This window comes from Sulfitobacter noctilucae (assembly GCF_000622365.1).
GTDB lineage: Bacteria > Pseudomonadota > Alphaproteobacteria > Rhodobacterales > Rhodobacteraceae > Sulfitobacter > Sulfitobacter noctilucae.
The window spans coordinates 488781-509417 of record NZ_JASC01000013.1; the positions used below are offsets into that span (position 1 = coordinate 488781).

Genomic DNA, 20637 nt, shown 5'->3' on the forward strand with positions numbered 1-20637 from the left:
GTTTCGGGTGTCGGTTTTTCCATGTTAGTCCTAATAAAGGTGCGCGGGCACCAAACGTCAATCAGGGTTGCAACATGTCGTCCCGCAGCGGTATGCCCGCCCTGTATCAAAAAGGAAATCAAATGCGTCCCTCTGGCCGGAAACTCGATGAAATGCGTGCTGTCTCTGTTGAGGTTGGCTTCACTAAACATGCTGAAGGCTCTGCCTTGATCAAGATGGGCGATACCCATGTGCTGTGCACCGCGACAATCGAAGACCGCGTGCCGCCCTTTATCAAAGGTTCCGGTTTGGGCTGGGTCACCGCAGAATACGGAATGCTGCCCCGCGCCACGAACACACGGATGCGGCGCGAAGCAGCAGCGGGCAAGCAAGGCGGACGGACCGTTGAAATACAGCGTCTGATCGGACGGTCCTTGCGGGCCGGCGTTGACCGCGTCGCCTTGGGCGAACGCCAGATCACCGTCGACTGCGATGTTCTGCAAGCAGACGGCGGCACGCGCTGCGCCTCGATCACCGGTGGCTGGATCGCATTACGTCTTGCCGTGAACAAGCTGATGAAAGCGGGCGATGTTGTATCTGATCCATTGGTCGATCCGGTTGCCGCCATCAGCTGTGGCATCTACGCCGGCCAGCCCGTTCTTGATCTGGACTACCCCGAAGATTCCGAAGCAGGAGTCGATGGCAACTTCATCATGACCGGCTCGAAGAAACTGATCGAAGTGCAAATGAGCGCCGAAGGGTCAACATACTCCCGCGACCAGATGAACCAACTGATGGATCTTGCTGAAAAAGGCGTCACCGAGCTGGTCGAGATTCAGAAAGCTGCGACCGCGTGACCCGCAAATTCACCGATAAACGCATTCTTTTCGCCACCCACAATGCGGGCAAGCTTGAAGAACTGCAGGAGCTTTTTGCACCCTTCGATGTAGTGGTTGTGGGTGCTGCAGAAATGAACCTGCCTGAGCCGGATGAAACCGAAACCACCTTTGTCGGCAATGCGCGGATCAAGGCACATGCCGCAGCCAAGGCCACCGGCATGCCCGCCTTGTCTGACGATTCCGGTATCGAGGTTGAAGCATTGGATGGTGCTCCGGGCGTTTATACGGCGGATTGGGCCGAGACCCCCAAGGGCCGTGACTTTCTCATGGCGATGACAAAGACCCACAATCTGCTCGAAGAGCTGGACGCACCCCACCCCCGCCGTGCCCGGTTTTGTGCAACGATGGTTCTTGCTTGGCCAGATGGGCACGACGAAGTGTTTGAAGGCAAGGTGACCGGCTCATTGGTTTGGCCTTTACGCGGTGAGTTGGGTCATGGCTACGATCCGATGTTCCAGCCTGACGGATTTAGCCAGACCTTTGCGGAAATGACCCATGCCGAAAAGAACAGCATCAGTCATCGCGCAGATGTCTTCGCCAAACTCTTGAAGGGCTGTTTTGACTGAGGATTGGCAACAGGGGGGGTTTGGGCTCTACATTCACTGGCCCTTCTGCGAGGCGAAATGCCCCTATTGCGACTTTAACAGCCATGTCAGTCGCAGCATCGACCAATCGGCCTGGCGTGACGCATACCTGAAAGAGCTCGCCCGCGCGGCATCAATGACCAAAGGGCGCGTTCTGAACGCGGTGTTCTTTGGTGGCGGAACACCCAGCTTGATGGACCCCGACACTGTCGCGGCGATCATCGACGCCATTCGCAAGCATTGGCCTACAGCAAATGATCTTGAAATCACGCTCGAAGCGAATCCCAGCTCGGTCGAAGCAGGTCGCTTTGCTGCATTCCGTCAAGCAGGCGTCAGCCGTGTCTCAATGGGCATTCAGGCACTGAATGATCCTGACCTGAAGCGACTGGGCCGTCTGCATACCACCGACGAGGCATTAAAGGCGTTTGAAGTTGCCCGACAGCATTTTGACCGGGTCAGCTTTGATCTGATTTATGGCAGACAGGATCAAACACTTCAAAACTGGAAATCCGAGCTGAAAGAGGCTCTAACATTGGCAATCGATCATATTTCGCTTTACCAACTGACCATCGAGGGCGGAACCGCTTTCGGCGACAGATATGCCCGGGGAAAGCTGAATGGCCTACCAAGCGAAGATCTGGGGGCGGATATGTTCGAAGCTACGCAGGAAATTTGCAGTGAATTCGGAATGCCAGCCTATGAGGTCTCAAATCACGCCCGCGATGGCGCGCAGTCACGGCATAACCTGATCTACTGGCGCTACGGCGACTATATCGGGATCGGGCCCGGTGCGCATGGACGATTGACACTGAATGGCATCAAGTTTGCCACAGAATGTTTCAGCAACCCGAACCGCTGGCTGACCGGTGCTGCAGTAGGCGAAGTTGAGAAGCCCAAATTGGCGCTATCCCGATCCGAGCAAGCAACAGAGTTTCTGCTGATGGGCCTCAGGTTAAAGGAAGGTATTTCGCTTGATCGCTATGAGACTATCAGCGGGCAGCGCATTCCGGATGAAACGCTGGCCCACCTGATTGAAATCGGTATGGTAAACCTGTCCGGATCCCAGTTAATCGTTACAGATCAGGGGGTTAATGTGTTGAACGCAGTTATCGAAGCCCTTTTGCCGGATTAACTTCCCGATAGTATCCGGCACAGGGCATCGAGGTCATCGAGCGACTTATAATGCACGGTAAGCTTGCCACTTTCCTGCCCCGGAGCGTGGTCCAAATTGACCTTCATACCAAGCGTTGCGGACAGATCGCCTTCAAGCGCCTTGGTGTCCGCATCTTTCTCTTCCCGCTGGGAACTGGTGTTGGTCTTAGCTTTTGCTGGCTCCCCAGCGGATTCCCTCTTAACCAAAGCTTCCGCAGCTCGGACGGACAAGCCACCGGCCACAATTTGACGCGCGAGCTCAACCGGATTTTCTGCTGGTATCAAAGCCCGCGCATGTCCCGCAGTCAAATCACCATTGCGGACCATATCAACCACGGGATCTGGCAGATTGAGCAACCGCATTAAATTCGCGATATGGCTACGGCTTTTACCAAGCGCCTCGGCCAGCTTTTCTTGCGTATGGCCGAATTTATCCATCAACTGGCGATACCCGACCGCTTCTTCGATCGCGTTCAGGTCGGCCCGCTGAATGTTCTCGATGATCGCAACCTCGAGCACCTCAACATCGGTAAACTGGCGAATAATGATCGGTAGTTCGTGAAGCTGCGCCATTTGCGCAGCCCGCCATCGCCTTTCACCTGCGACAATCTCAAACTGCTGTTCACCGGTAGCTCGGACGATCAAGGGCTGGATAACGCCCTTCTCTTTGATCGAAGCCGCCAATTCTGTGAGGTCGTCCTTCTCGAACCGTTTACGCGGCTGATCTGGATTTGGCCTGATCTGTTCAATCGGGACTTTCTGTTCCGCTGACGATGGCCCCTGCGCCGCAACTGTTTCTGTTTCCGCTACATCAGCCATCAATGCCGATAAACCGCGTCCAAGCCCGCGACGTTTCTCCTGTTTATCAGCCATGATCACCCCTGTACCTGATTGTTTTTCATTAGCTCATCCGCCAGAGCCCGGTACGCCACCGCACCTTTCGAAAGGCTGTCGTACGACAGCACGGGCATGGCAAAACTAGGCGCTTCGCTGACCCTCACGTTTCGTGGAATAACCGTCTTAAACACCAATTCCCCAAGGTTGCTTCGCGCATCACTCTCTACCTGTTGGGACAAGTTATTGCGTCTATCATACATGGTAAGCACAACACCTTCGATGCGCAAATCCTTGTTCCCTGTCTGCCTGACCTCCCGAATGGTCATCATCAATTGACTCAAACCCTCCAAAGCAAAGAATTCGCTTTGAAGGGGGACCAGAATGGAATGCGCGGCAATCATTGCATTGACCGTGAGCAAATTCAGGGATGGCGGGCAGTCGATCAGGATATAATCAAACGCAAACTCGTCCATCTGGACCTGCCGCAGCGCATCATGCAGCAAAAAGCTCCGCTTCTCTGTCGCCATAAGCTCAATATCCGCTGAACTTAGATCAACGGTCGCCGGCACGATACTTAGCCCTTCCACGCCCGTAGGCTGAATAACATCATTCAGGTCAAGATCTTCCAGCAGTAACTCGTATGTGGTGTAGTCGCGATCCTCAAGTTCAACGCCCAAGCCGGTCGAAGCGTTACCCTGGGGGTCGAGATCAACCAACAAAACCCGCATACCTGCTTCTGCAATCGCTGCTGCCAGATTGATGCTTGTTGTCGTCTTCCCGACACCACCTTTTTGATTAGCGACGGCGATGATTTTAGGGCCGTTCGGCCGAGACGGATCAGACACGGACAATATCCTTAATCTTCAGAACAGCAGCATCAGGGTGAGATTTACTTCTAAATGACTCGCTACTGAAAGACCACTTATCAGTAGCGACTTGCGCTTCTTTTTCCCATCGAGCCCCCTTAGGAAACAGCGCGGTTCCGCCCTCAGCGAGGTGGTGGTCAGCATATCCTAAAAGAATGGTGAGATCCGCCAGTGCACGAGCGGACAAGATTAGTGCACCTAACGGCTCAATTTCTTCAATACGCTCGGAAATCACCGTCCCAGACAGATTCAGCTCTCGCAATGCTGTGCGTAAAAATACAGACTTCCGCTGATCGCTTTCCACCATGATCAGTTCGTGGTCATGGCCTTTTTCCGGAGACAGAATTGCGATAATTATTGCAGGAAATCCCCCTCCGCTGCCAAGGTCGACCCACCTACCCTGCTGCGGAGCTAATTCGAGAAGTTGTGCGGAGTCCCATATATGTCTTGCCCAAAGATCATCCAGACTATGCTTGGATACTAGATTTATCTTTGGTGTCCATTTTTGAACCAACGATGCAAATGCCTCCAGTTTTTGCATTGTTTCACGTGAAACATTTATTTTCGGATCCATAATTACGCGAGCTTCTTGCGATCGGATTTGCGAAGGTTTGCAAGGATCAGTGTAAGCGCAGCTGGCGTTACACCGTCCACTCGTGCCGCTTGTGCAAGATTCTCAGGCCGCGCTTTGGATAGCTTGCCTTTTAATTCGTTCGAAAGACCATTCAGAGAATCATAATGAAAATCTACCGGAATCTGGAGTGCTTCATCCTTCTTGAGTTCGTCAATCTCTGACTTTTGGCGGTCGAGGTAGTTTGAATAAATTGCATCCCGCTCAATCTGCTCGCGGATCAACGGCTCAACCTGGTGCAACCTTTGATCCAGCCGCGCGACATCGTCAAAGGAAACATCAGGAAATGACAAAAGCTGAAACGCAGTTCTCCGGCTACCGTCTTGGCTTACCGTCAACCCTGCCTTCATTGCTTCCGTTGGGGTGAAATCTCTGTCCGTCAGAGCAGTCTTGGCGAAAGAGAGCTGTTCCATTTTCGCTTCAAAAACCCTCTTTCTTGCCTCCGAAACGCAGCCGAGGCTGATCGCGAGCGGCGTCAGGCGTTGGTCCGCATTGTCCGCTCTCAGCGAGAGCCGAAACTCTGCGCGAGATGTAAACATTCGGTACGGTTCAGTAACGCCCCGCGTGGTGAGGTCATCGATCATCACGCCGATGTAGCTGTCGGCGCGACTAAAGATTACAGGTTCTTCCTTTAATACAAGCCTTGCAGCATTCAAACCGGCGACAAGCCCCTGCGCTCCGGCCTCTTCATATCCTGTAGTGCCGTTGATCTGGCCCGCTAGAAAAAGCCTTGGAACGCTGGCTACTTCCAGTGAGCTTTTGAGCGCTCTCGGATCAACATAATCGTATTCAATTGCGTATCCCGGTTGCAGGATTTCCGCATTCTCAAGCCCACGCATTGATCGGACGTAATCAAGCTGAATATCTTCTGGGAGAGAGGTCGAGATACCATTGGGATAGACAGTATGGTCATCCACTCCCTCTGGTTCAAGGAAGACCTGATGGGAGTCCTTGTCCGAAAACCGAACGACTTTGTCCTCAATCGACGGGCAATACCGCGGTCCAACGCCGTCGATATGACCACCATACATCGCCGAACGGCTCAAATTGGCTCGGATAATCTCATGCGTCTCTGCATTGGTATGTGTGATTCCACAGGAAATCTGCGTCGCTGACGTTTTCTCTGAAAGAAATGAGAACAGCGTCGGTTCATCATCTCCAGGCTGAGTTTCCAGAATGTCCCAATTGATTGTCCGTCCATCCAAGCGCGGCGGCGTCCCAGTTTTCAAACGACCCATCGGTAGGCCGAAACTGTCCATGCGATCAGCGAGCGCAGTAGACGCTTTGTCCCCCATGCGGCCGCCAGATTTCGAGACATCGCCAATATGAATAACGCCGCGCAAAAATGTGCCGGTCGTTAAAACCACAGCTCCGGCTGAGAGGTGTTCACCATCGGCGGTCTCAACGCCTTTAACAGCACCGTCTTCGACGACAAAATCAACAACCTCTGCCTCAACAATCGTAAGATTGTCTTGAGTCTCCATCTCCATCAGCATTTCTGTTCGATAGATCTTCCGATCCGCCTGCGCTCTCGGCCCTTGAACAGCAGGGCCTTTGCGTCGGTTCAGTAATCTGAACTGAATACCGGCCTTATCCGCGACCCTGGCCATCACGCCATCCATCGCGTCAATTTCGCGGACGAGATGACCCTTACCCAAACCACCGATCGCTGGATTACAAGACATAATACCGATGCCGCTTTTTGCCATCGTGATCAAAGCTGTGGAAACGCCCATACGAGCCGCAACATGTGCAGCTTCTACACCGGCGTGCCCGCCTCCGATTACCACGACATCAAAATGTTTCACGTGAAACACTCCATCATTTACCTATGCAAAAACTTGAGAAAATCTCGTCCAAAAGATTCTCTACACCGATACGCCCGATCAAAGATTCGAGCTGACGTACCCCTGAACGAAGTTCTTCCGAAGCGATATCATACTGCTCGACCCCATTCAAAAGAATACGTTCAACTTCCACAATGTTCGTTTTGGCCCGGATCATAGCGACGCGGTGCCGTTCCCGCGTCGCTAGACCTGCGCCACCACTTAGTTGTGCGAGGGTTCTCGTAATCTGATTAATCAGATCATCTATCCCTTGTGACGTAATACCGGATATCGCGTTCTTCTCTTCCGGATACAGATCAGCTTTCGGATGCACCTTAATATCTTGTGGCCGCATATCCACCGGCAACTGTTCATCAGGGAACGTCAGAAAGACCCGCAAATCCGCTCCCTCGGCCCGCTGAATAGCACGCTCGATGCCCATGACTTCAATTGTATCGTCGCTGTCTCTCAGACCAGCGGTGTCCAGCAGCGTCACGGCAAGGCCACCTAGATCCATCCGGACTTCAACAATATCGCGCGTCGTACCTGCAATCTCTGAGGTGATCGCGGCCTCCCGTCCCGCCAGAGCGTTCAACAAAGTTGACTTCCCCGCATTTGGGGCACCGACGATCGCAACTTCAAAACCTGCGCTAATGCGTTCTGCTATCTTTGATCCATCAATTTCTTTTGTCAGTTGTCCTGCGACCCTGGCTAGAATGGCAGAGACTTCTGGTGTCACATCAACCGGCACATCTTCGTCGGCGAAATCTATCGTTGCTTCCAGCAAAGCTGCGGCCCGGATCAGATCAGAGCGCCAACCCTCGACCAGATCGCCGAATCGGCCAGTGAGAACATTTAGCGCTTGTTTGCGCTGCGCTTCCGTTTCCGCCTCAATCAGATCAGCCAAACCTTCAACCTGGGCCAAATCGAGTTTCTGATTTTCCAATGCCCGACGGGTGAATTCCCCCGCATCTGCAATCCGGCAGCCTTTATACTCAGACAGTCGCGACAAAACAGCCTGCACAATTGCGACGCTGCCATGAAGGTGTAGTTCGACTACGTCCTCTCCGGTGAAACTGTTTGGTCCCGCAAAGGGCAGCACCAATCCTTTATCAATTGGTACCCCCTCGCTATCGCAAATCGTGCGCAGCGCCGCGATGTGAGATTGAGGTAAGGGGCCGGACAGATCCTGAGCGACCTCAAACGCAAGGGGCCCAGATATACGAACAACCGACACACCCGCCCTGCCCGCGGCGGTGGCCTGCGCAAATATCGTATCCATAAATGTATAACCTTTTGTTATTAAATAACAATCAGGTGTTCATCGAATCAAAGAAGTCAGAGTTTGTCTTGGTCTGCTTCAATTTTCCAATCAGGAACTCAATGGCGTCGGTCGTACCCATCGGATTCAAAATACGGCGTAGAACGAACGTCTTCTGCAGATCGATCTTGTCCACCAGCAAGTCTTCTTTCCGTGTACCGGACTTGAGGATGTCGATGGCCGGGAACACCCGTTTGTCTGCAATTTTGCGATCCAGAACGATTTCCGAGTTACCCGTCCCTTTAAATTCTTCAAAAATCACTTCGTCCATACGGGAGCCGGTGTCGATCAGCGCAGTCGCGATGATGGTCAGCGAGCCGCCCTCTTCGATATTCCGCGCGGCACCAAAGAAGCGTTTGGGCCGTTGCAGGGCGTTGGCATCCACACCACCTGTCAGAACCTTACCCGAGGATGGCACAACCGTGTTAAAGGCGCGACCAAGGCGGGTGATGGAATCGAGCAAGATCACAACATCGCGCTTGTGTTCGACCAAACGCTTGGCCTTTTCAATCACCATCTCAGAAACAGCAACGTGGCGCGTGGCCGGTTCGTCGAAGGTAGAGGACACAACCTCGCCTTTTACAGACCGCTGCATGTCGGTGACTTCTTCCGGCCGTTCATCAATCAACAAAACAATCAGATAACATTCGGGGTGGTTCTGTTCGATTGAATTCGCAATGTTCTGCATCAGAACCGTCTTACCCGTGCGCGGCGGGGCTGTGATCAGACAGCGCTGACCTTTGCCGATAGGGGTTACCAGATCGATGATCCGGGCAGAGCGATCCTTGATTGTTGGATCGTCCACTTCCATCGTCAACCGCTCATCAGGATAGAGTGGCGTCAGATTCTCGAAGGCGACCTTGTGGCGCGCCTTCTCGGGTTCTTCGAAGTTGATCCGTGTAACTTCGGTCAAGGCAAAATAACGCTCGCTGTCATCAGGTGCCTTGATAAGACCTTCGATCGTGTCGCCAGTCCGCAGCGAATGCTGTCGGATCATGTCAGGCGAGACGTAAATATCATCCGGGCCGGGCAAATAGTTCGCCTCGGGCGAACGCAGGAATCCGAAACCATCCTGCAACACTTCCAGCACGCCATCGCCAGAGATCTCCCAGCCCTCATCCGCACGTTCTCGCAGGATCTGGAACATCATCTCGCCTTTGCGCATGGTCGACGCGTTTTCGATCTCAAGCTCTTCGGCCATTGCCAACAGATTTTTCGGCGTTTGCGCCTTGAGATCGGCGAGATTCAGAGTGTCAGTTGTCATGGAAAAATCCTGTGCAGCCGCGATCAATCGGCGGGCTGGTCGTTATAAAAGGATGAGCTTAATGCGATCCCCGAACGGGGTGCGCCTTGGCGTATAGGCTTCGGGACGCTCCGAGTCAATCAATCAGAATTTGACGACAACCGACAGGACGATCAGGATCATCAGCAGTGTCGGCACCTCGTTCATCATCCGGTACTGTCTGCCGGTCAGCGTATTCTGACCCACCTGAAACCCTCGCATCCGCGCCATCAGCCATTCGTGAAAGGCGGTCATACCCAACACCCCAACGAATTTGGTCCAGGGCCAGACATTGCTCCAATCCACGATCCCGGGTGTCAGCACCAGCGCAATGCCACAAATCCAGGTGACGATCATCGCGGGCTGCATAATCACCTTTGCCAGCTTGTATTCCATCATCGTAAAAAGCGTATGGGTTTCCCCTTCCAGCCCGACGCGTTCCGTGTGGTGTACCAACAGACGCGGCAAATAGAACAGCGCAGCCATCCACGATATCACGGCCATGATATGGACCGACTTGATCCAGGGATATGCAACTGCGAGGAAATCCATCATGTCTCACTCCGTACTCTCTGCCCTTCTTATAATAATAAAGAAAAGAAGAAAGATGATGATGTAAGTAGGCTTGGGGATTTCTGTGGATTACTTGTTTTTCCCGAAGTTACGCACAGCAGGAATATACTTTTGCACAGATCTGGATAAAATCTTGTAAATATTAAAAAAGGTATGTGGATTCAAAAAGTTACCTCAATATTGGATCAAGACACCTGTGTGTAAGCGAAGCAAAATGATCGGACAAACTGAGTCGCCCTCTGCATCGATTTGTCCTTTTCCCGCTCAGGACAGAATTGACAAAGCGAAGGGATAACGCGGCAAAGCCGTGCCCTTGTGAACCATGAGCAAATTCTGCACTACAAGTGCTTAATAAGTCCTTAACAATGCCCACAAGGTTATCCCCATGCCGCACCCTCTTATTCTTGCTTCGGGGTCAGAGATCAGGTCGCGCCTTCTGTCCCAAGCCAAAGTCGAACACAGCGTCGTTGTTCCGCGCGTTGATGAAGAGATGATCAAGGCAGCCCTTGAAGCAGAGAACGCCCCACCCCGCGATATCGCAGATACGCTGGCAGAGATGAAGGCGCGTAGAATCAGTGAAAAGAACCCCGGCGCACTGGTTCTGGGGTGTGATCAGGTTCTGGACCACAAGGGCAATATGCTTTCAAAACCCGTTGACCAGGCCGATGCAATCAATCAGCTCAGCGCGCTGCGCGGTGACCGCCATGCACTTTTGTCAGCGGCGGTGATCTGTGAAGACGGCAAACCGATCTGGCGACAGGTTGGTCAGGTCCGATTGCGCATGCGCGATGTGAGCGATGCATTCCTGCATGATTATGTCGAGCGGAACTGGGACAGCATTCGCCACGCTGTCGGCTGCTACAAACTTGAAGAAGAAGGTGTGCGGTTGTTCAGCGGGATCGAAGGGGATTACTTTCACGTCCTCGGTATGCCACTTTTAGAACTGTTGAATTATCTGACTTTGCGCGGGGATCTGCCCACATGAACTTGCCCAACATCCCTCTTGCCGGTGTCATCGGGTCACCCATTGCCCATTCCAAGTCGCCGCAATTGCACCGTCATTGGCTGAAAACCTACGGTATTCCGGGCCACTACATTCCGATGGAGGTTCAGTCGGATGATCTGGAAACGGTCATCAGAACCTTGCCCAAGATGGGTTTTGTCGGCGTGAATGTGACGATCCCGCATAAACAGGCGATCCTGTCTATTGCTGATCTGGTCACGGACCGAGCCACGCTGATTGGCGCGGCGAATACGATTATTTTCCGCAAGGATGGCAAGATCCACGCCGATAACACTGATGGGTACGGATTTATGGAGAACCTGAAAACCGGCGCGCCCGGCTGGTCCCCTAAATCCGGGCCTGCCGCTGTGCTGGGGGCCGGGGGTGCTGCCCGTGCTGTCATCGCCTCTTTGCTTGATTCCGGCGCGCCGGAAATCTTGCTGTCGAACCGGACCCGTGTGCGGGCCGAAAAGCTGAAGGATGATTTTGGTAGCCGTCTTCGCATCTTCGATTGGGTGCAGGCCGGGAATATGCTGGAACATGCATCTTTGGTCGTGAACACCACATCGCTCGGGATGATCGGGAAAGGCGAAATGCGTGTGCCGCTGGATGGTCTGCAAAAGCAATCGGTCGTCACCGATCTGGTCTATGCACCGCTGAAAACCAAGCTGCTGGAAACCGCCGAAGAGGTTGGCTGTGTCACTGTCGATGGGCTTGGCATGCTGTTGCACCAAGCGGTTCCGGCGTTCGAGCGATGGTTCGGCAAACGCCCGGAGGTCGACCGCGCAACCCGTGCGGCGGCACTGCGCTGATGTTTTTGCTGGGGCTGACAGGGTCGATCGGCATGGGGAAATCCACCACTGCCAAGATGTTCGAGGATGAGGGCTGTGCCCTTTGGGATGCGGATGCCGCTGTGCACCGGCTTTATGGCGCAGGGGGCGCAGCAGTTGAAAAGATCGGCAAGCTGTTCCCGGATGCTGTGGCAGATGGTGCAGTTTCGACGGCCAAACTGCGCGAGATCATCGCGAAAGACGAGACTGCGCTGAAAACAATCGAAGGCATTGTGCATCCGCTGGTCGGTCAGGACCGCGTCGAGTTTCTGAACAACACCAAGGCAGATATCATCGTGCTTGATATCCCTTTGCTTTTTGAAACTGGGGGTGAGGGCAAAGTCGATGCGGTTGTTTGCGTGCTGACCGATGACGAAACCCAGAAAGAACGTGTGATGGCGCGTGGAGTAATGACGGAAACGCAATTTGAATTGATCCGCTCCAAACAACTACCTGCCGCGACCAAAGCGGAACGGGCTGATTATGTGATCAACACGGATACGATGGATCAAGCCCGCGAACAGGTACGCAACGTGGTGCGGGACATCAGGGAGAAGCTACAAAATGCGTGAGATCGTTCTAGATACAGAGACCACCGGCTTTGACCCCGAAACAGGGGACCGTATTGTCGAAATCGGCGCTGTTGAGTTGATGGGCCATGTCGCAACGGGCCGCACCTATCATCAGTACATCAACCCCGAACGCGCCATGCCGAATGATGCCTTCGAAGTGCACGGGCTGGGCGACGAGTTTCTGCGCGACAAGCCCAAATTTGCCCAGATCGGCCAAGCCTTTCTGGACTTTATCGGCGATTCCAAGCTGATCATCCATAACGCGGCTTTCGATATCAAATTCCTGAATGCCGAGCTGAAATGGATGAACCTGCCGCAAATCCCGTGGGAGCAGGCGCTTGATACATTGGCGATTGCCCGCAAGAGGTTCCCCGGCTCGCCTGCGTCGCTTGATGCATTGTGCCGCCGGTTCAACATCGACAATACATCGCGCACATTGCACGGCGCTTTGCTCGACAGTGAAATTCTGGCGGAAGTGTATCTGGAGCTGATTGGCGGGCGGCAACCGGATTTCGGCCTGTCCGCACAACCGCAGGCCAAACCGGGAGAGGTATCTGCGAGTTGGACGCCGAAACCACGGGCTAAACCCTTGCCTTCGCGGCTGTCTGAGTCAGAAGCTGCCGCCCACGATGCTTTTGTCAGCAAATTGGGCGACAGCGCTTTGTGGTCTAAAGCTTAGGCGTCCGCTTTGGGCGCGCCTTCGACGGCCTGACGGCGCGCAATCTCGTTACGGTACAGCGATACGAAATCGATGTTCTCGAGGTTCAGTGGCGGGAAGCCACCATCGCGCGTCACATCGCTGACAATCCGGCGCAGGAACGGGAAAATCATCCGCGGGCATTCGATCAGCAAGAAGGGGTGGATTTGATCGTCTGGCACGCCTTCAATGTGGAAAATGCCGACATAATCAATTTCAAGCACGAACAAGGTGGTATCGCCGCCGGTATCTTTCGAGGTAACGTTCAGCTTAATGGAGCTTTCGTACTGGTTATCGGTAGACCGCTTCTTCGCGTCCAGATTGACCTGTACCTGCACATCAGGCTGCACATCGGCATTGCTGCCCTTCTGCGCCATGATGTTCTCAAACGACATATCGCGAATGTACTGCCCCAGAACGCGCATCTGCGGTGCTGCTGCTGCTTGTGCTTCTTCTTCGGCCATTGGTTTCTCCCTCAGGAATTTTTGTTCAGGCCCCTGTAGCAGAGCACCGCACTGCCCTCAATGCTTTGTCCAGCCCGAAGATCCTTGGGTTTCATTCTCATTTGTCGGGATTTCCCGATATTCACCATCGATAACATCGCCTCTGGGGTCGGGACGACGGGGATCGGAACCACGGCTGGAGAAGGAGTGCACATTCACTCGTGCGCGTATGGCCTTGTAGGCGGATTGCCGGATCCCTGGTACCAGCAGGGCAAAACCCACCGCATCGGTAAAGAAACCCGGGGTCAGCAACAGCGCACCGGCGAACACAATCATCGCGCCATGTACCAAAGGCTCTGTCGGGTCGCGCATATCAGAGAAAGAGCTGCGCAGTTGCCCCAGTGCTGTCGCTCCCTGGGTGCGGACCAAATATGTACCCAAAACCGCCGTGACCAGCACAATGGCAAGGGTCGGAAACAATCCGATCAACCCACCCACTTGAATAAACAATGCGATCTCGATCAGCGGAACCGCGATAAATGCGATCAATAGCCACATAAGCCAAACATCCTTTTCATGGTGTCAGAGTGGACTCACCCCTACCGAAGACCTACATAAGACCGAGCGCGACGTTTTTCCATGTTTCACCTGAAGAGGTTCCGATGAATTCACCCTTGATACAGCTTCTGGTTCTGGCCGGTATCGCCGTATTTCTGATCCTCCGGCTGAAAAATGTGCTGGGCACCCGGGACGGTTTTGAAAAACCCCCTGTGACCGATCAGACGTCTGTCAAACGCAGCACCGGCCCCGCGTTCGAAGTGATCGAAGGTGGACCCGATCTGGATATCACCGATCATGTGCCCGAAGGATCGGATTCCGCCAAAGCTTTGGCTGATATGAAGCGGCTTGAACCGTCTTTCGGCGTGAATGACTTCCTGGGTGGCGCACGCCAGGCGTATGAGATGATCGTCATGGGGTACGAACGCGGCGATCTTGCCGATATCCAGCCTTTCCTGTCCGAAGAAATCTATGAAAGCTTTGTGGACGGTGTGGCTGCCCGCGAAGATCAAGGCCTGACAATCGAGGCCGAATTCATTGGGGTGCGCGAAACCGAGTTGGAGAACGCGACGCTTGATCCTGACACGAAAGAAGCTGAACTGACGATCCGTTTCGTAGGCGAGTTGACCTCCGCGGTGCGGGATGAGGGTGGCGATATTGTCGAGGGCAGCCTGACGGAAGTGAAACGCCAGAAAGACACATGGGTCTTTGCCCGCATTATGGGTTCGGATGATCCAAATTGGCTGTTGGTTTCTACAGACGGTTAAGCCATGCGCTTGCTGCTTGGGCTTTCGCGGGGGTCTGTTTCGTGACCCCTGCCGGGGCGGGCGATGTGACCTATCGCGTGATGGATTTTGACCAGCTTGACGGCTGGGCAGAGGATGATCATGCCGCCGCCCTCAAGGTATTTCTGAACACCTGCAAGGACATGCCCAACCCCGATTGGCGTGCTGTCTGTAAATACGCAAACACCGATCCCGAGCCGCGCCAGTTCTTTGAGTTGTTCTTTCGCCCCGTACTGATTGACGATGGGCAAGATGCTCTTTTTACCGGATATTTCGAACCCGAGCTTGACGGAGACACCCGCCCCTCTAACCGCTATCGTTATCCCGTCTATCGCATGCCGGCTGAAGCCCGCGCATCAAATCCGTGGCTGACGCGTCGCGAAATTCTTGGCAGTGGCGTGATGGCCGGACGGGGGCTTGAAATCGCCTGGGTCGATGATCCGGTCGAGCTATTCTTTTTGCAAATTCAGGGCTCCGGACGTATCCGCTTGCCCAACGGTAAATATATCCGCGTCGGCTATCGCGGGGCTAATGGACACCCCTACCGCTCTATCGGGGTCGAACTGGTGGCGCGCGGCATCTACGAAGCGCATCAGGTCAGTGCCGAGGTGATCAAGAATTGGGTGCGGCGTAATCCGGTCGAAGGCGAGGAACTGCTCTATCACAATCCGTCCTATGTTTTCTTTCGCGAGGTCAGTCAGGTGCCGTCAGACCAGGGGCCATTGGGTGCGATGAACCGGTCGGTAACCTCTATGCGCAGCATCGCGGTTGATCCGTCTTTTGTAAAATTGGGTGCCCCTGTCTGGGTAGAGAAAGACGGCGCTGATCCCTTGCGCCGCTTGATGATTGCACAAGATACCGGATCGGCCATCAAAGGTGCGCAAAGGGCTGATGTCTTTTTTGGTACGGGAGATGCAGCGGGCAAGGCGGCAGGTCGTTTGCGGGATCCGGGCCGGATGATGGTTTTGCTACCGATCCAACGGGCCTATGCCCTCCTGCCGGAGAGCGCGATATGAAGCGGGGTAAACGACATACGCGGTTGAGCGAAGACGATCTGGCTTTATGGCAAAAGGTAACGGAACGCACTGAGAAGCTGGATCTCAAATCGCTTTTCACCCCTCAGATTGACGCGCCCGCCCCCGCCCCGCCGGCTTTGCGCAAATCCAAATCGGTGTTGCTTGGCAAATCTGGCAAGGCAAATAAATCCCAACCCTACAGCCTTACGCCTGCCCTACCAGATCGGCGGAACTCTGCGCCTGTTCAGATGGATCAAAAAGCCTTTGGCAAACTAAAGCGCGGCAAGTTGAAGCCCGAAGGGCGGATTGACCTGCACGGAATGACACTAGACCGCGCCCACCCTGCGCTGACCCGGTTCATCCTCTCGGCGCACAAATCCGGGAAACGGTTGGTGTTGGTGATCACTGGCAAAGGCAAGCAACGCGACGAGGGCGGCCCCATTCCCGTGCGCCACGGCGTTCTGCGTCATCAGGTGCCGCAGTGGCTGGGCATGGCACCGCTGGCTTCGGTCGTATTGCAGGTTTCACAGGCGCATATCAGCCATGGTGGCGGTGGTGCCTACTACGTCTATTTGCGGCGCCAGCGTTAGCGGTTCAAGGTCGACCTGTATCTGATGATGCCTGTTGTCGCCAGCGCGGCGGCGATGAAATAATAGACGGAAATCGGCAGCATTTGCTGCGGAAAATCAATGCCATAGTCGATCAATGCACCGGTTACGCCCGGCCCGATGGCTGACCCGAAAACCATCAGCGCGGCCGCAACGGATTTGATGGATCCGATATGCCTGGTGCCAAAATATTCGGACCAGAAAGCCGAAGTTGCCGTGCTTTGCATGCCCTGCCCTACGCCGAAAATCACCAGACCAACGCCAGCCATCGCAATTGTATCCGCGAAAGCCAGAACCGCAAAAGACAAGGCAAATGGCAGCATCTGGAAAGGCACAATTTTGCTGACCCCGAAGCGGTCAATCGCCCACCCCGACACGAATGTCGCGGCGATTGAAGATACCGTATAGACTGGCATCAACGCCACATAGGCAACCAATTCCCAGCCTTTGACCTCTACCAGATGGACCTGCTGGAAAAATAGCGCAGTGCCCCACGCAGAGGGGCCGACGATCATCGGGATCATCAGGAAGAACAGACCGGAGCGCAGCGTTTCGGCGCGGGTCCAGTGTCTTCCGCCCATGCCCGCGATCTGCGCCTCAGCCGCCATTGATTGTGGCGTGCGTTCCTGTCGCAGCAGAAGAAGCAGGAAGGGGATCGTCAGTACGATCAAACCGGCGGCAAGCACCCAAAGGCTCCGCCAGTTGGCCACCGCAAAAAGCGCCACAAAGGCGATTGGCAAAATCGCCTGTCCGGCCGCAAACCCCATGGAAGCCAGCGATAACGCCTTGCCGCGTGTCGCCTCGAACCAGCGGACCATCGCGACAGAGCCCAATTGCGACAGCATCCCCTGCCCCATCAATCGCAAGGCAAAGATCACAAGTATCAACAAAACCCACGAAGTATTCACCGCCATCGCGATACAGGCGGCCGCCAGCCCTAGCATGACTGCCAAAGCCAACACGCGCACCCGAAACCGGTCGGTCAGCACGCCGGCCCAGACCATCGCCACCGCCGACATTGTTGTCCCGATGGTATAGATGCCACCCCACTGCCCGTCTGACAGACCAAAGTCTGTTTTGATCTCTCCGGCGAAGAGCGAAATGAAGTAGGTCTGTCCGTAGGACGAGGTAAACGTCAGCAGGAAACCCGCAAGCAAAAACAACCAGTTGGCCCGCAAAAAGCGAATGTAATCCATGAAACCTGCGCCGATCTGTATTGACTATGCTTTAGCAGCTAGCGGAATTTCACCAGACCGGCGAGGGTCATCTTCGGGTCAGCAAGCGTATCGGTCACAACACATAGCGGCTAAGATCAGCAGAGCGTGTCAGCTCGCCAAGGTTTTCCTCAACAAAGTCCGCGTTCACCTCGATCACGTCACCCGAACGATCAGGGGCCGAGAATGACAGCTCCTCGAACACACGTTCCATGACGGTATATAGCCTGCGTGCGCCGATGTTCTCGACCGATTGGTTCACATCTGCCGCGATTTTTGCAAGCGCCGCGATGCCGTCGTCGGTAAAGCTGACAGTGACTTCCTCGGTGCCCATCAGCGCTGTGTATTGCAGTGTCAGCGCATTGTCCGTTTCGGTCAGGATGCGCACGAAGTCCTTCTCGGTCAGCGCACGCAACTCAACACGAATAGGCAGACGACCCTGCAGCTCCGGCAGCAGGTCAGAAGGTTTGGCAATGTGGAAGGCACCCGATGCGATGAACAGCACATGATCGGTTTTGACCGGCCCGTGCTTGGTGCTGACAGTCGTTCCCTCGATCAGGGGCAGGAGGTCGCGCTGCACCCCTTCGCGGCTGACATCGCCGCCGCGGGCATCGGAGCGGGCGCAGACCTTGTCGATCTCGTCCAGAAACACGATGCCGTTCTGCTCTACCGCATCGATCGCAGTGCGCGTCACGGTTTCGTCGTCCAGCAGCTTGTCGGCCTCTTCCCCGATCAGGATGCCATAACTTTCAGCAACGGAAAGCCGCTTCTTCGTCGTGCGTCCACCCATCGCTTTGCCAAACAGATCGCCGAGGTTCATCATCCCAGCGCCCATGCCCGGCTGGCCAGGGATATCCATTGTTGCAAACGGACTTGAGGTATCGGCGATCTCAAGCTCGATCATCGTATCATCCAAGAGACCGTCTTTCAGCTTTTTACGGAACATGTCGCGCGTCCCTTCGCGCGCATCACTGCCTGCAATGGCGTCAATCACACGCTCTTCGGCAGCTTTATGCGCCTTGGCTTTCACGTCTTCGCGCATGTGTTCGCGGGTCATGGAGATTGCCGCATCAACCAGATCGCGGATTATCTGTTCTACGTCACGTCCGACATAGCCGACTTCAGTGAATTTTGTCGCCTCGACCTTCAGGAATGGTGCGCGCGCAAGCTTGGCCAGACGGCGACTGATTTCGGTTTTACCGACGCCGGTGGGCCCGATCATCAGAATGTTCTTGGGATAGACTTCATCGCGCAGGTCATCACCCAGCTGCTTACGCCGCCAGCGGTTACGCAGAGCCACGGCAACAGCGCGTTTGGCGTCGTTCTGCCCGATGATGAAACGGTCAAGTTCGGATACGATCTCGCGTGGGGTCAGGTCAGTCATGTCGAAATTTTCTCCACCGTGAGGTTGCCGTTTGTGTAGACGCAAATATCAGACGCAATCGCCATCGCATCGCGTGCAATGCTTTCTGCGTCGCGGTCACTGTCCATAAGCCCCCGCGCTGCCGCGAGCGCATAGTTTCCGCCCGATCCGATCGCCGCCACGTTGTGTTCAGGCTCAAGCACATCGCCGGCCCCGGTGATCACCAATAGATCCTCACCATCGGTCACGATCAACATCGCTTCGAGCTTTTGAAGGTACTTGTCGGTGCGCCAATCCTTGGCCAGCTCCACAGAAGCACGGGCCAATTGCCCCGGCGTGGCCTCCAACTTGGTTTCCAACCGTTCCAGCAAGGTAAAGGCGTCTGCTGTCGAACCGGCAAAGCCTGCAACCACGTCAAACCCGCCGGGCGACAGGCGACGTACCTTGCGCGCTGTCCCTTTGATCACGGTCTGTCCAAGGCTCACCTGTCCGTCGCCGGCAATCACCACCTCTCCGTCTTTTTTGACGCCAATGATGGTCGTACCATGCCAGCCGGGAAATGCGTCTTTTGCCATGAAGGGCCTCCTTTGTTCTGCCTTGCTATATGGCCTTGGCGGCGCAGGCACACAAGGGCGCGGCAGCTTGTCGGCACCGGGCGGACCCTTTAGCCTTTCCCGATGACATCCGAAAAGCCCCTGTATTTCTTTCTCGAAGAACCTTTGCGCGAAAGCGCAGCGGCCGGAGAGCACAACTTTCTTAACTTGGTGAGCGAGGTTGTCACGAATTCAGGTTTCTCGGTTCAATTCGAAGGATTGCCTGCGACGCGCACCGGAAACTATTCGCTCGGTCACATGGCGCAACCGCCGGACGACAAGGGATTGGTCTTTCGCCGCGTCTATCACTATCCGTTCTGGCAGATTGATGCGGTGGCGCAACGCTGGCAGGGGGATGTGGCGCGGGCGCGTTTCATACCTGAACAAGCGCCCAGCGACGCGCCGCGGTTCTATCGGTTCTGGCAAAAGCGGCTGTTCGGTGATGCACCGCAAAGCACCCACCGCGACGGCTTTATCTTTGTCCCGCTTCAGGGGCAGCTGACACGCAAACGCGTCTTCCAGACCTGCACGCCGTTAAAAATGATCGAACATTGCCTTGAATACGGGGGCGGCCGGCGGGTCATTGCGACCCTGCACCCCAGTGAAGCCTATAACCCGAGTGACCTTGCCGCATTGAATGCTCTTGCGGATGAACACAGAAGTTTGACGGTGGAAACCGGCAAGATGGAGCAGAATTTGCAGCGCTGTGACTTCGTTGTCACCCAGAATTCAGGCGTTGCCTTTAACGGGTTTTTCTTTGGCAAACCGGCTCTTTTGTTTTCGCAGATTGATTTCCATCACATCGCCATCCAAGCAGATCTGGACGCGCTGGGCGACAGCTTTGCGCGTGTCGCGGCGCATGCGCCAGCGTACGATAAATATATCTGGTGGTTCTGGCAGGATCAGTCGATCAACGCAGGCCGGGATGATGCCAAAGCCAAGATCGCAGCGCGGCTCAGGCGGTTTGGTTGGCCGATAAAATAAGGGCGCCCCAATCGGGGCACC

At 54.8% G+C, this 20637-nt stretch carries 23 protein-coding genes; 11 read left to right on the forward strand and 12 right to left on the reverse strand.

Annotated features, from left to right (window positions below; genetic code table 11):
• Nucleotides 1-122 precede the first annotated feature (122 nt).
• From rph to hemW, 3 genes are read left to right on the forward strand one after another with little or no spacing between them, the layout of a single operon-like run.
• On the forward strand, nt 123-836 hold the full coding sequence (rph, locus tag Z945_RS0109115; RefSeq protein ID WP_025051797.1) for a ribonuclease PH: 714 nt from the start codon (nt 123-125) through the stop codon (nt 834-836).
• On the forward strand, nt 833-1444 hold the full coding sequence (gene rdgB, locus Z945_RS0109120) for an RdgB/HAM1 family non-canonical purine NTP pyrophosphatase (RefSeq protein WP_025051798.1): 612 nt from the start codon (nt 833-835) through the stop codon (nt 1442-1444). The genes rph and rdgB overlap by 4 nt, the downstream gene beginning before the upstream one ends.
• Nucleotides 1437-2594, forward strand: a complete 1158-nt coding sequence (gene hemW / locus Z945_RS0109125) for a radical SAM family heme chaperone HemW (protein WP_025051799.1) — start codon at nt 1437-1439, stop codon at nt 2592-2594. Before rdgB ends, hemW begins: the two co-directional genes overlap by 8 nt.
• Here the strand turns inward: hemW and Z945_RS0109130 are convergent.
• The 7 genes from Z945_RS0109130 to Z945_RS0109160 all read right to left on the reverse strand — a co-directional run bounded on the left by Z945_RS0109130 (nt 2591) and on the right by Z945_RS0109160 (nt 9932).
• Nucleotides 2591-3487 carry a ParB/RepB/Spo0J family partition protein gene (locus Z945_RS0109130; RefSeq protein WP_025051800.1) on the reverse strand — a complete coding sequence of 299 codons (897 nt, stop codon included), beginning with the start codon at nt 3485-3487 and terminating at the stop codon, nt 2591-2593. The two genes, hemW and Z945_RS0109130, sit on opposite strands and share 4 nt — an antisense overlap.
• Before the next feature lie 2 nt (nt 3488-3489).
• The gene (locus tag Z945_RS0109135) at nt 3490-4296 is read right to left on the reverse strand and encodes a ParA family protein (protein WP_025051801.1); all 807 of its coding nucleotides are present in this window, start codon (nt 4294-4296) and stop codon (nt 3490-3492) included.
• Complete coding sequence (rsmG, locus tag Z945_RS0109140) at nt 4289-4891, reverse strand: 16S rRNA (guanine(527)-N(7))-methyltransferase RsmG (RefSeq protein ID WP_025051802.1); 603 nt, start codon at nt 4889-4891, stop codon at nt 4289-4291. The genes Z945_RS0109135 and rsmG overlap by 8 nt, the downstream gene beginning before the upstream one ends.
• Nucleotides 4892-4893: 2 nt before the next feature.
• A complete protein-coding gene (gene mnmG / locus Z945_RS0109145; protein ID WP_037970895.1) occupies nt 4894-6756 on the reverse strand; it encodes a tRNA uridine-5-carboxymethylaminomethyl(34) synthesis enzyme MnmG in 1863 nt (620 codons plus the stop codon).
• Nucleotides 6757-6769: 13 nt separating this feature from the next.
• The gene (gene mnmE, locus Z945_RS0109150) at nt 6770-8056 is read right to left on the reverse strand and encodes a tRNA uridine-5-carboxymethylaminomethyl(34) synthesis GTPase MnmE (RefSeq protein WP_025051804.1); all 1287 of its coding nucleotides are present in this window, start codon (nt 8054-8056) and stop codon (nt 6770-6772) included.
• Between the two features lie 31 nt (nt 8057-8087).
• A complete protein-coding gene (rho, locus tag Z945_RS0109155) occupies nt 8088-9359 on the reverse strand; it encodes a transcription termination factor Rho (RefSeq protein WP_025051805.1) in 1272 nt (423 codons plus the stop codon).
• 123 nt (nt 9360-9482) lie between these two features.
• The gene (locus Z945_RS0109160) at nt 9483-9932 is read right to left on the reverse strand and encodes a CopD family protein (protein ID WP_025051806.1); all 450 of its coding nucleotides are present in this window, start codon (nt 9930-9932) and stop codon (nt 9483-9485) included.
• 403 nt (nt 9933-10335) lie between these two features.
• Between Z945_RS0109160 and Z945_RS0109165 the strand changes: the two genes are divergently transcribed.
• Genes Z945_RS0109165 through dnaQ form a run of 4 tightly spaced genes read left to right on the forward strand, consistent with a single transcriptional unit; the run spans nt 10336 to nt 13034 of the window.
• Complete coding sequence (locus Z945_RS0109165; protein WP_025051807.1) at nt 10336-10935, forward strand: Maf family protein; 600 nt, start codon at nt 10336-10338, stop codon at nt 10933-10935.
• Nucleotides 10932-11765 carry a shikimate dehydrogenase gene (locus Z945_RS0109170; RefSeq protein WP_025051808.1) on the forward strand — a complete coding sequence of 278 codons (834 nt, stop codon included), beginning with the start codon at nt 10932-10934 and terminating at the stop codon, nt 11763-11765. Before Z945_RS0109165 ends, Z945_RS0109170 begins: the two co-directional genes overlap by 4 nt.
• On the forward strand, nt 11765-12355 hold the full coding sequence (gene coaE, locus Z945_RS0109175; protein ID WP_037970825.1) for a dephospho-CoA kinase: 591 nt from the start codon (nt 11765-11767) through the stop codon (nt 12353-12355). Before Z945_RS0109170 ends, coaE begins: the two co-directional genes overlap by 1 nt.
• Entirely contained in the window at nt 12348-13034 is a 687-nt protein-coding gene (gene dnaQ, locus Z945_RS0109180; protein ID WP_025051810.1) for a DNA polymerase III subunit epsilon, read from the forward strand. The genes coaE and dnaQ overlap by 8 nt, the downstream gene beginning before the upstream one ends.
• Here dnaQ and secB read toward each other — a convergent pair.
• Nucleotides 13031-13516 carry a protein-export chaperone SecB gene (secB, locus tag Z945_RS0109185; protein WP_025051811.1) on the reverse strand — a complete coding sequence of 162 codons (486 nt, stop codon included), beginning with the start codon at nt 13514-13516 and terminating at the stop codon, nt 13031-13033. The two genes, dnaQ and secB, sit on opposite strands and share 4 nt — an antisense overlap.
• A gap of 57 nt (nt 13517-13573) precedes the next feature.
• Nucleotides 13574-14053 (reverse strand): FxsA family protein, encoded by a 480-nt coding sequence (locus tag Z945_RS0109190; RefSeq protein ID WP_025051812.1) that lies wholly within the window; start codon nt 14051-14053, stop codon nt 13574-13576.
• A 104-nt stretch (nt 14054-14157) separates the two neighbouring features.
• Between Z945_RS0109190 and Z945_RS0109195 the strand changes: the two genes are divergently transcribed.
• The 3 genes from Z945_RS0109195 to Z945_RS0109205 all read left to right on the forward strand — a co-directional run bounded on the left by Z945_RS0109195 (nt 14158) and on the right by Z945_RS0109205 (nt 16444).
• On the forward strand, nt 14158-14820 hold the full coding sequence (locus Z945_RS0109195; protein WP_025051813.1) for a Tim44/TimA family putative adaptor protein: 663 nt from the start codon (nt 14158-14160) through the stop codon (nt 14818-14820).
• Between the two features lie 80 nt (nt 14821-14900).
• Nucleotides 14901-15854 (forward strand): murein transglycosylase A, encoded by a 954-nt coding sequence (gene mltA, locus Z945_RS0109200; RefSeq protein WP_081780991.1) that lies wholly within the window; start codon nt 14901-14903, stop codon nt 15852-15854.
• Nucleotides 15851-16444 (forward strand): Smr/MutS family protein, encoded by a 594-nt coding sequence (locus Z945_RS0109205; RefSeq protein WP_025051815.1) that lies wholly within the window; start codon nt 15851-15853, stop codon nt 16442-16444. Before mltA ends, Z945_RS0109205 begins: the two co-directional genes overlap by 4 nt.
• Here Z945_RS0109205 and Z945_RS0109210 read toward each other — a convergent pair.
• From Z945_RS0109210 to hslV, 3 genes are all read right to left on the reverse strand, one after another.
• On the reverse strand, nt 16441-17658 hold the full coding sequence (locus Z945_RS0109210; protein WP_025051816.1) for an MFS transporter: 1218 nt from the start codon (nt 17656-17658) through the stop codon (nt 16441-16443). The genes Z945_RS0109205 and Z945_RS0109210 overlap by 4 nt on opposite strands.
• 94 nt (nt 17659-17752) lie before the next feature.
• Nucleotides 17753-19060, reverse strand: coding sequence for an ATP-dependent protease ATPase subunit HslU (gene hslU / locus Z945_RS0109215; protein ID WP_025051817.1), 1308 nt, complete (start codon nt 19058-19060; stop codon nt 17753-17755).
• Nucleotides 19057-19614, reverse strand: a complete 558-nt coding sequence (gene hslV / locus Z945_RS0109220) for an ATP-dependent protease subunit HslV (RefSeq protein ID WP_025051818.1) — start codon at nt 19612-19614, stop codon at nt 19057-19059. The genes hslU and hslV overlap by 4 nt, the downstream gene beginning before the upstream one ends.
• A 102-nt stretch (nt 19615-19716) precedes the next feature.
• On the opposite strand from hslV, the gene Z945_RS0109225 reads away from it, so the two are divergent.
• A complete protein-coding gene (locus tag Z945_RS0109225; RefSeq protein WP_025051819.1) occupies nt 19717-20616 on the forward strand; it encodes a hypothetical protein in 900 nt (299 codons plus the stop codon).
• Nucleotides 20617-20637 lie beyond the last annotated feature (21 nt).